The sequence below is a fragment of the Methylobacterium sp. NEAU K genome (assembly GCF_030700285.1).
Classification (GTDB): domain Bacteria; phylum Pseudomonadota; class Alphaproteobacteria; order Rhizobiales; family Beijerinckiaceae; genus Methylobacterium.
This window is the reverse complement of record NZ_JAUYZJ010000019.1, coordinates 98285-109088: the sequence shown is the minus strand read 5'-3', so window position 1 is coordinate 109088 and position 10804 is coordinate 98285. Positions and strand designations below refer to the sequence as shown.

Sequence of the window (10804 nt, the reverse complement as noted above, 5' to 3'; positions counted from 1 at the left end):
CTTGACAATGTTCCTATTTTGTGCTCATTAGCCGCCACCTGTTCCCCGGCGCCGCGGGGGTGATCCCGCAGCGCTCGGTTCGGGGCCGTCCCGGTGGCTGACCGGGCGGGCTCGGGGCGACAGGGCGGTGCCCGCGTCGGTGGCTCTCAGCCGCCATCGCCCCGGGCGGCGTGCCGGTACGGGGCGTGTCTCGGATGCGGGCGTGAGACCGGGCGGCCCTTTGCCCGGCGGGGTGCGGAAATGCCCCCGCGCCGACCCGGGTCTGGGCCGACCCTGAGCGACCTGCGGACCCGCCCACTACGAGGCGGGGGGCGGCTGGAAGGCCACGGCGGTGATGCGGGTTCCGGAGGCCGAAAGCCTCGTCCGAGACCGCTAACACGGAGTCGCAGGATCGGGGCGCCGCGAAGACATCGCGACGAGAAAGACGGCACCGGCCGGGGACCAGGCCCGTCCGATGCCGCGGGACGCCGCGGGGATCGGATCCCGCGCGTCTGTGGCCGACACCAGGGTTCCCGCGGCGTCCCGCGTCCCTCGTGCTGCTCTTGGGCCATGCCCTCGGCGCCGTCAGGCGCGCGGGGACGATGGCGCGTGCCCAGAGGCGGGGGCCCTGCCGTCACCGCCCCGCATCTTGGACGCGCCGCCGAGGACGCGAGGAGGCCGCGCGCCGTGAGGCGGCGGGCACTGCTCCAAGCCATGGCACCGGCAAACGCAGCCCGAATCCTTGCATACGGCTCCGGGCTCTGCTAAGCGCCCGCCCATCCCACACGCGGAGCCGGCCTCATGCCTGAATGAGGCGTCTTCCGGTGGCCGGCCGAGATCTCGGTCGGCTGCATCCCTCCGCGGCGGATCCAACCGGAGAGTACAAAGACATGGCCGTCGACTTTTCCATGCGTCAGCTCCTCGAGGCGGGCGCCCATTTCGGTCACCAGGCCCACCGCTGGAACCCGAAGATGCAGCCGTACATCTTCGGCACCCGTAACAACATCCACATCATCGACCTCGCCCAGACCGTGCCGGCGATGCACACGGCGCTGCAGGCGGTGAGCGACACCGTCGCCAAGGGCGGCCGCGTGCTGTTCGTCGGCACCAAGCGCCAGGCGGCCGACACCATCGCCGAGGCGGCCAAGCGCTCGGCCCAATACTACGTCAATTCCCGCTGGCTGGGCGGCATGCTCACCAACTGGAAGACCATCTCTGGCTCGATCGCCCGCCTGCGCAAGGTCACCGAGACGCTGGAGACCGGCGGCCCGGGCCTGACCAAGAAGGAGCGCCTGATGCTCTCCCGCGAGAAGGAGAAGCTTGAGAAGGCGCTCGGCGGCATCAAGGACATGGGCGGCGTGCCGGACCTGCTGTTCGTGATCGATACCAACAAGGAGCAGCTGGCGATCAAGGAGGCGAACCGCCTCGGGATCCCGGTGGCCGCGATCGTCGACACCAACTGCAACCCGGACGGCATCACCCACATCGTCCCGGCGAACGACGATGCCGGCCGCGCCATCGCGCTCTACTGCGACCTGATCGCCAAGGCCGCCATCGACGGCATTTCGCGGGCCCAGGGCTCGTCGGGCATGGATCTCGGCGCCTCCGAAGAGCCGATGGCCGAGGAGCTGCCGGCCAACGACGACGCGGCCGTCACGGTCGAGTCCGATGCGCTCGATCCGGCCGACGTGGCGATGCTCGCCGAGTCGACCGAGCATTTCGAGCTGCTCGCCGCCCCGCGCGGCGCGCCGGACGACCTGACCAAGCTCAACGGCGCCGGCCCGCAGATCGTGCAGAAGCTCAACGACGCCGGCATTTACCATTACTGGCAGATCGCCGCGATGACGCCGGAGGAGGTCGCCAAGGTCGATTCCGACCTGAAGCTCAACGGGCGCATCGACCGTGATTCGTGGGTCGCGCAGGCCCGCGGCTTCGTCGAGGCCGCCGCGGCGGTGTAATCCATCGGGACTTCGCGGCGCTCCCGTCATCGGGGTGTTGCGGATCCAGCCATACCGGGCCCGGCCGCTCACCCGCGCGCCGGGCCTCTCTCATCCAGACCACACGAAAGGGACCGCCATGGCCAACATCACCGCCGCGATGGTGAAGGAGCTCCGGGAGAAGACCGGCGCGGGCATGATGGACTGCAAGGGCGCGCTCAACGAGACGCAGGGCGATCTCGAGGCCGCGGTCGACTGGCTGCGCAAGAAGGGTCTCGCCAAGGCCGCCAAGAAGGCCGGCCGCGTCGCCGCGGAGGGCCTCGTCGCCGTCGAGTCCGCCGGCCATCACGCCGCGATTGTCGAGGTGAACTCCGAGACCGACTTCGTCGCCCGCAACGACGCCTTCCAGGCGTTCGCCCGCGAGGCCGCCAAGATCGCCCTCAATACCGACGGCACGCTGGAGGGTCTCCAGGCCGCCCACTTCCCGGGCGCCACCGAGACCGTCTCCGAGAAGCTGCAGAGCCTGATCGCCACCATCGGCGAGAACATGAACCTGCGCCGGGTCGCCAAGCTCGACGTCAAGAAGGGCGTGATCGCCAGCTACGTCCACAGCCAAGTCTCCGAGGGTCTCGGCAAGATCGGCGTGCTCGTGGCGCTCGAGTCCGAGGGCGACGTCGACGCCCTGTCGGCGCTCGGCCGCCAGATCGCCATGCACGTCGCGGCCACCAACCCGGTGGCCCTCGACGCGTCCGGCGTGGATCCCGCGACCCTGGAGCGCGAGTCGAACATCCTGCGCGAGAAGAACGCCGGCAAGCCGGACCATGTGCTCGCCAAGATCGTCGAGAGCGGCCTGAAGACCTACTACAAGGAGGTCACCCTGCTGGAGCAGCCGTTCGTGCACGACGGCTCGAAGTCTGTGAGCCAGGTGCTGAAGGAGGCTGCGGCCAAGGTCGGCGGTGCAGTCACGCTCACGGGCTTCGTCCGCTACGCGCTGGGCGAGGGCATTGAGAAGGAGGATGGGCCGGACTTCGCCACCGAGGTCGCCCAGCAGGCCGGCCGCTGACCGGCCCTGCCTCCCGCCCGATTCTCCGGGCCGGATCCTGACAGGACCCCGTCCGGCGCCAGCCGGGCGGGGTCCTGTGCGTCGGGAGGCCTGCGGCGCCGCGCTTCGTGCTGCAGCGCACACCGGCCAACCGACCGGCGTACTAGATACGCGGCATGGCGTTGAAATCCTTCTCCTACCTGATGATCGGCGTGTTCGCGTCCGGTCTGATCATGACCCTCCTGGGCTCCGTCGGCCTGCTGGCCGGGAGCTGAACACGCGCGCCGGCGTGGCGGACGTCCGTCATGCCGGCGCTGCATCGGTTCGGGCGCGGCCCGTGCCGGAGCCGGACCGCCTTGCCGGCCGGGGACGCAGCCGCACAGGCGACCGTGCCGTCGCCGCCGGCAACCACGACCGCATCGATGTCGAATTCGGCTGCCGCGATTCGGGCGGGCAGCGGTGCACCCCGGACTGACTCCGGGGCGATCCCGGACGCCACGGCGCCGGCTGCGACATTGATGACCGGCGCGACGCGCCGGGACGTCCGAGCTTTCAGTCCCAGCAAAGCCGCGGACTTTTGGCAGGACCGCACCTCGACTGCGTGTCGCGGGCAATTCGTCCCCATGATCCCCGTCGGATCAACCGCGGCCCCTCGACGCCGCTCCCGCGCCTGACGTAGAAGCCTCACGGTTTGCGCGACGCGGGATGGAGCCGGGGATCGAAATGCCGGAGACGACGCCGTTTCGCCGTATCCTCCTGAAGCTGTCCGGCGAGGCCTTGGCCGCCCCGGACGGCTACTGGCTCCACCCCCCGACACTCGCGGGGCTGGCCGAGGACATCGCCCGCACCATCGAGGCGGGTGCCGAGATCGCCATTGTGGTCGGCGGCGGCAACATGATCCGCGGGGCGCGGATCTCGGCGGCGGGCTGGATCGACCGGGCCACCGGCGACTCCCTCGGCATGATGGCTACGGTGATGAACTCGCTGGCCATCGAGACCGCGCTCAACGCCGCCGGCGTCCAGGCGCGCACCATGTCGGCGGTGTCGATGCCGACGATCTGCGAGACCTACGCCCGGCAGCCGGCCCTGCACCACCTCGACAAGGGTCAGGTGGTGGTGCTCGCCGGCGGCACCGGCAATCCGTTCTTCACCACCGACACCGCGGCGGTTCTGCGCGCCGCTGAGCTGCGCTGCGATGCCGTGCTCAAGGCCACGCAGGTGGACGGCGTCTATTCCGCCGATCCGAAGAAGGACCCGAATGCCACGCGCTACGACCGCCTCACCCATGACGAGGCGATCGCCCGCGACCTCAAGGTGATGGATACCGCGGCCTTCGCGCTGGCCCGGGAGAGCCGGTTGTCGATCATCGTCGGCTCCCTGCATGCGCCGAGCTCGATCGCCGCGATCCTGTCCGGGGCCGCGCCCTCGACACTCGTGGCGCCCTGACGGCGGGTCGCCCGCCGGATTCATGCGGTCTAGAGGTTTGCGGCACCGGGAAAATTCGGCCATTGAGGCCGCGACTGCCCGTGCCGGGCTCAAGACAACGTCAGACGTGTCGGGACGACCATCATGGCCACACCGGAATTCGACCTCAACGACATCAAGCGCCGGATGCAGGGCGCGGTCGCTTCGCTCTCGAAGGATCTCGGCTCGCTGCGCACCGGGCGCGCCACGCCGTCGCTGCTCGACCCGATCCAGGTCGATGCCTACGGGTCGTCCATGCCGATGGCCCAGGTCGCCACCGTGAGCGTGCCGGAGCCGCGGCTCCTGTCGATCTCGGTCTGGGACCGCAGCATGGTCACGGCCGTCGAGAAGGCGATCCGCGAATCCGATCTCGGCCTCAACCCGCAGACCGAGGGGCAGACCATCCGGCTCCGCATCCCCGAGATGAACGAGCAGCGCCGCAAGGAGATGGTCAAGGTCGCTCACAAGTACACCGAGGAGGCGCGCGTCGCCGTGCGCCACGTCCGCCGGGATGGCCTCGACCACCTGAAGAAGCTCCTGAAGGACAGCGCCATCTCGGAGGACGACGAGAAGCGCCAGGCCGCCGACGTGCAGAAGGCGACCGACCAGTACATCGCCGAGATCGACGCGGTGCTGGCCTCCAAGGAGAAGGAGATCATGCACGTCTGAGGTGGTCGGCGAGACGCGCGTGACCCCCCCGGCCGTTCCCGGCGCCCGCCCCTCCGGGCGGCGCGAACTCTGGCTGCGCGTCGCCTCGGGCGTCGTGCTCGGGGCCGGCATCATCGCCGCGCTGGTCTATGGCGGCTGGCCGTTCGCCGGGATCTGGCTTGCCGCCGGCATCATCGGCTTCGCCGAGTGGGTGGTGATGAGCCGCACTGAGCCCCGCGAGGTTCTGATTGCGCTCGGCGCGGCGACCCTTGCCGCCCTGCTGCTCTGCCAGCGCGGTGGCGCCCCGGCGCTCGCCTGCATCGCCGTCCTGCTCCTCGGCGCCGCGGCCTGCGCCACCGTCGCGCGGACCCCCGGCGGGCGGATGCGGGCGCTCGCCGGCGTGCTCGGCGCGGGTGCGGTCGCTTCCGTGCCGGTCGCGTTGCGCGACGATCCCGCGATCGGCCTTGTCGGGCCGGCCTGGATGTTCGCTGTGGTCTGGTCCACCGACATCGCCGCTTTCTTCGCGGGCCGGAAGATCGGCGGCCCGAAGCTGATGCCCCGGGTCTCGCCGAACAAGACTTGGTCCGGCGCGATCGGAGGCCTCGTCGGTGCGGTCGCCGCCGGCACGTTGGTGGCCGTTGCCGCCGACCTCGCCGGGATGAGCCTGCCGAGCGCCGCCTCCCTGCCTGTGGTGGCCGGCGCCAGTGCGTTGGCCTCGGTGCTGAGCCAGGCCGGCGACCTGTTCGAATCCGGGCTCAAACGTCGCTACGGGGTGAAGGATTCGGGCAAGATCATCCCGGGCCATGGCGGCGTCATGGACCGGCTCGACGGATTTTTCGCGGTCGCCGTGCTGGCGGGGCTCTATCTCGCGCTGCGCGGGGGCGGTCTGATCACGTGACGATGAGGGAGTTTCACCCGTGACCCAGACCGTCGCCGTCTTCGGCGCGACCGGCTCGATCGGTCGTTCCACCGCCGACCTGCTCGCGCAGCACACCGACAGATTCCGGGTGGGGGCTCTGGTCGGTGGCCGCGACCCGGTGGCGTTGGCGAAAGTCGCTCGGGAACTGGGCGCCTCCTTCGCGGCCCTGGCCGACGAAGCCGCCGGCCCCGCTCTGGCCGAGGCTCTGTCAGGCAGCGGCATCCCCAATGGGGCCGGCCACAGCGCCGTCATGGAGGCGGCGGCCCGGGACGCGGATATCGTGGTCGCCGCAGTGAGCGGCGCGGCCGGCCTGAAATCCACCCACGCCGCGCTCCGACTCGGTCGCAAGGTGGCGCTCGCCAACAAGGAGAGCCTTGTCTGCGCCGGCGACGCTTTCATGCGCGATGCCGCGCGCTACGGCGCCACGATCCTGCCGATGGATTCCGAGCACGATGCCCTCAGCCAGGCGCTGGCCGGCCGGCCGCTGGCGGACGTGCGCACCATGATGATCACCGCTTCCGGCGGCCCGTTCCGGACCTGGGCCCAGGAGCGGATCGCCGCCGCCTCCGCGGCCGAGGCCGCGGCTCATCCGACCTGGTCCATGGGGATGAAGATCAACATCGATTCGGCTAGCCTGATGAACAAGGGTCTGGAACTGATCGAGGCGCACCATCTGTTCGGCATCGGGCCCGAGCGCCTCGACGTGGTCGTGCACCCGCAATCGGTGATCCATGGCCTGGTTTACTGGCTGGACGGGGCCGTGACCGCGGAGCTGGCGCTGCCCGACATGCGCGTGCCGATCTCGCATTGCCTTGGGCTGGGTGACCGGCTCACCATCGCGAGGGGCCGGCCCCTCGACCTCGTGCAACTCGGTTCGCTCACCTTCGAGGCGGCGGACGAGGGCCGTTTCCCGTGTCTGCGGATCGCCCGGGCGGCCCTGAGCGCGGGCGGCGCGGCCCCGACAGTCATGAACGCGGCCAACGAAGTGGCGGTGGCGGCTTTCATCGCCGGCCGGATCGGCTTCTACGGGATCAGCGATCTGGTCGAGCGCGCCTGTGCGCACTTCGCCGGCCCTTACCGGAGTGCGCCGGCCGACGTGGACGAGGCGCTCGCCATCGACGCCCATGTCCGGGTCTGGAGCGCCGAGGCCCTGCCGCAGCTGCGCGCGGCCGGCTGAGCGCCAGCGGCCTCAGCGCCCTGGCCCGTAGCCGGCCAGGAATACCCGGACGGCGCCATCGACCTGATACCGGATGTCGGCCTCGCTTGGGGCGTCGCCCGCTGCGAAGAGCAGGCGTGTCATCTGGCCCGCCTGACAGAGATGCAGGAAATGCCGGGCGGCGAGTTCGGCATCGGTGATCCGGAGGCGGCCGGCCCGCACCTGCGCGTCGAGGTAGCCCGACAGCCGCCCCACGCCGCAGGCCGGCCCGGCCTCGTAGAACGCATGCCCGAAGCGCGGAAACTTCTCGCAGGCGCCGATCACCATGCGCACCACCGACACGTGCTCCGGCCGGCACATTTCGGCCAAGAAGCTTGCGCCGAGCCGCGTCAGGACCGCCGGCACGTCGGGATCATCCGCGTCGAGGGCGAACAGCGCCTCGGCCAAACCACTCTTCTCCAGGATGATCAGTGCCTCGAACAGATCCTCCTTGCTGTCAAAGTAGACGTAGAGCGTCCCTTTGGAGACGCCCGCCGCCCGGGCGATCTCGCCCATGCTGGCCCCGTCGAACCCCGCCGACAGGAACACGGTGCGCGCGCCCTCCAGGATTTGCCGCCGCTTATCGCCCTCGTGCTGCGACGTCTCCCGCTGCAGCATTACGCCCTGCATCATCACCCTGCTCCGCGTCCGAGACTTGGCTGCGCTTGACCGAACCGTTCGGTCAAATTAGCCTGAAGCCTCTTCCGACGCGCGTCAAGGCGCGTCCCAACCGTTGACCGAACGGTTCGGTCATAAGGTCAGAGGCGCTGTCATGTCCCTACGCGAGGACGCCGACCGGTCCGGTTCAAGTGTCGAGTCCACGGACGAAGAGCGCGCAGAGAGCCCTGCTGTACACGTGCCTGCGTCGCTATCGCCGCCGGCCGTATCGCCCGCCGCTCCGGTCGAGCCCGGCCCCGGCCGGAAACGGCCGATCAAGAGGCTATTGCTGCTCGGCTTCCTGGCGGTGGCGCTCGGTGGCGGAGCCTACCAGGGCTGGCAATGGTGGCGTGTCGGGCGTTTCTTCGTCTCGACGGACGACGCCTACGTGCAGGCCGACATCTCGGTGCTGGCCGCGAAAGTCTCCGGCTATCTCGATTCGGCGCCGGTGGTGAACGGACTCTCGGTCAAGAAGGGCGACGTGATCGCCAAGCTCGATGACGGCGATTATCGCCTCGCGCTCCAAGCGGCGCAGGACAAGCTCGCCACGCAGGATAGCACCATCGTGCGGATCGCCCGCCAGGTCGAGGCGGCGCGGGCTCAGGTCACCCAGGCCGCCGCACAGATCGATGCGACCCGCGCAGATGCCGTGCGCGCCCAGGCCGACTTCAATCGCGCGACGCAGATGCAGGCGGATTACGTCGCCAAGTCGCGCATCGATCAGGCACGCGCCGACCGTGACCGGACCGAGGCCTCGGTGAAGGGCATGGAAGCCGCCCTCATCGCGGCCCGCGCCAACGTCGACGTCCTTCAGGCGCAGAAGCGCGAGGCCGAAAGCCTTGCGGCCGAGCTACGCACCGCGGTCGACCGGGCCCGGCGCGACCTCGACTTCACGGTGATCCGCGCGCCCTTCGACGGTGTCGTCGGCAACAAGGCGGTCGAGGCCGGCGCCTACGTCTCGCCCGGCACCCGGATCGCCGCCCTCGTGCCGCTCCAGAGCGTGCGGATCGACGCGAACTTCAAGGAGACGCAGGTTCAGCGCATGCGCCCGGGCCAAGCGGTCATCATCACGGTCGATGCCTATCCGGACCGTGAGATCCAGGGCGTGGTGGAATCGTTCTCGCCGGCCTCCGGATCGGTGTTCAGCCTGCTGCCGCCCGACAACGCCACCGGCAATTTCACTAAGATCGTCCAGCGCCTGCCAGTGCGGGTGCGCGTTTCAGAGGAAGTCGCCCGCGAGGGCCTGCTGCGTCCGGGGCTGTCGGCGCTCGTGCGGGTCGACACTCGCGCGGGCACGGACCGCTCCGCGCTCGACCGGGCCGCCGGCGAGCCGCCGGTCGGCACCGCGAGCCGCTGAGGCGAGCCGTGGCCGCCATCGCTCTCTCTCCCGCGGTCGCCGTCCCGGCAGCCGACCCGCCGATGGACCGCCGCCGCTTGGTGGCGTTCCTCTGCATGGTGTTCGGGATGTTCATGGCGATCCTGGACATTCAGATCGTCTCGGCCTCCCTCAACGAGATCCAGGCCGGCCTCTCGGCCTCGGGCGACGAGATCCCCTGGGTCCAGACTAGCTACCTCATCGCCGAGGTCATCTCGATCCCGCTCTCGGGCACCTTGTCGCGGGTGCTGTCGACGCGCTGGATGTTCTCGATCTCGGCCGGCGGCTTCACCGCCATGAGCCTGATGTGTGCGACCTCCTCGTCGATCTCCGAGATGATCGTCTGGCGGGCCGCGCAGGGCTTCATCGGCGGCGGGATGATCCCGACCGTCTTCGCCGCCGCGTTCACGATCTTTCCGCCCTCGAAGCGGACCATCGTGTCGCCGATGATCGGTCTGGTGGCGACCCTCGCGCCCACGATCGGCCCCACGGTCGGCGGCTATCTCACCGACCTGATGTCGTGGCACTGGCTGTTCCTGATCAACGTCGTGCCGGGCATCTGCGTGACCGTCTCGACGTGGCTGCTGGTCGATTTCGACAAGCCGAATCTCAGTCTGCTGAAGTCCTTCGATTGGGCGGGCCTCGCCTTCATGGCGGGTTTCCTGGGCTGCCTCGAATACGTGCTCGAAGAGGGACCGAACCATGACTGGCTGCAGGACGAGGCGGTCCTCGCCTGCGCCGTCGTCTGCGGGATCTCGGCGCTGCTGTTCTTCCGGCGCGCCTTCACGGCCAGACAGCCCATCGTCGACCTGCGCGCCTTCTCCGACCGCAACTTCGCCAGCGGCTGCGTGGCAAGCTTCGTGCTCGGCATCGGGCTCTACGGGCTGACCTACGTCTACCCGGTCTATCTCGCCCGGGTTCGCGGCTACTCGGCTCTGATGATCGGCGAGACGATGTTCGTCTCGGGGTTGTTCATGTTCGTCACGGCCCCCATCGCCGGCCGTCTCTCCGGCAAGGTCGACCCGCGGCTCTTGATGGGCGTCGGCTTCGTGGGCTTCGCCTGCGGCACCTGGATCGTCACCGGTGTCACCAAGGATTGGGATTTCTGGGAGCTGCTGCTGCCCCAGGTGCTGCGCGGCTGCTCGTTGATGCTGTGCATGATCCCGATCAACAACATCGCGCTCGGCACGCTGCCGCCGGCCCGGATGAAGAACGCCTCCGGCCTGTACAATCTGACCCGCAATCTCGGTGGCGCGGTCGGCCTCGCGCTGATCAACACGGTGCTGAACGACCGGTGGGACCTCCATCTCGCCCGGCTTCACGAGCGATTCACCTGGAGCAACACGGCGGCGCTGGAGCGCCTCGACGCGTTGCAGCGCGGCTTCGACTCCTACGGCAGTGCCGCGCCGGGCATGGCCCTCCAGGCTATGACCAGCACGGTACGGATCCAGGGGCTCGTGATGGCCTTCGAGGACCTGTTCCTCGCCCTCACAGTGCTGTTCCTGGCGATGGCCTGCGCCGTGCCATTGGTCCGCCGACCGGCCGCCGGAATCAGCGGCGGCGGGGGACACTGAACGGATTTTAGGTC

The 10804-nt window shown here is 69.6% G+C and carries 9 protein-coding genes; 8 read left to right on the top strand and 1 reads right to left on the bottom strand.

Annotated features, from left to right (window positions below; all coding sequences use genetic code 11):
- Positions 1-869 precede the first annotated feature (869 nt).
- From Q8W67_RS16440 to dxr, 6 genes are all read left to right on the top strand, one after another.
- The gene (locus tag Q8W67_RS16440; protein WP_305547395.1) at positions 870-1937 is read left to right on the top strand and encodes a 30S ribosomal protein S2; all 1068 of its coding nucleotides are present in this window, start codon (positions 870-872) and stop codon (positions 1935-1937) included.
- A gap of 118 nt (positions 1938-2055) precedes the next feature.
- A complete protein-coding gene (gene tsf, locus Q8W67_RS16435; RefSeq protein ID WP_305547393.1) occupies positions 2056-2979 on the top strand; it encodes a translation elongation factor Ts in 924 nt (307 codons plus the stop codon).
- 702 nt (positions 2980-3681) lie between these two features.
- Positions 3682-4404: a UMP kinase gene (gene pyrH, locus Q8W67_RS16430; RefSeq protein ID WP_305547391.1), complete on the top strand. Its 723-nt coding sequence runs from the start codon at positions 3682-3684 to the stop codon at positions 4402-4404.
- Between the two features lie 123 nt (positions 4405-4527).
- Positions 4528-5091: a ribosome recycling factor gene (gene frr, locus Q8W67_RS16425; protein ID WP_305547389.1), complete on the top strand. Its 564-nt coding sequence runs from the start codon at positions 4528-4530 to the stop codon at positions 5089-5091.
- A gap of 19 nt (positions 5092-5110) precedes the next feature.
- Positions 5111-5968, top strand: a complete 858-nt coding sequence (locus tag Q8W67_RS16420; protein WP_305547387.1) for a phosphatidate cytidylyltransferase — start codon at positions 5111-5113, stop codon at positions 5966-5968.
- A gap of 19 nt (positions 5969-5987) precedes the next feature.
- On the top strand, positions 5988-7166 hold the full coding sequence (dxr, locus tag Q8W67_RS16415; RefSeq protein ID WP_305547385.1) for a 1-deoxy-D-xylulose-5-phosphate reductoisomerase: 1179 nt from the start codon (positions 5988-5990) through the stop codon (positions 7164-7166).
- Positions 7167-7178: 12 nt separating this feature from the next.
- Here dxr and Q8W67_RS16410 read toward each other — a convergent pair whose 3' ends face one another.
- Positions 7179-7817: a TetR/AcrR family transcriptional regulator gene (locus tag Q8W67_RS16410; protein WP_305547383.1), complete on the bottom strand. Its 639-nt coding sequence runs from the start codon at positions 7815-7817 to the stop codon at positions 7179-7181.
- Between the two features lie 139 nt (positions 7818-7956).
- Between Q8W67_RS16410 and Q8W67_RS16405 the strand changes: the two genes are divergently transcribed.
- Positions 7957-9198, top strand: coding sequence for an HlyD family secretion protein (locus Q8W67_RS16405; protein ID WP_305547381.1), 1242 nt, complete (start codon positions 7957-7959; stop codon positions 9196-9198).
- Positions 9199-9260: 62 nt separating this feature from the next.
- On the top strand, positions 9261-10790 hold the full coding sequence (locus tag Q8W67_RS16400) for a DHA2 family efflux MFS transporter permease subunit (protein WP_305547409.1): 1530 nt from the start codon (positions 9261-9263) through the stop codon (positions 10788-10790).
- Positions 10791-10804: the final 14 nt, after the last annotated feature.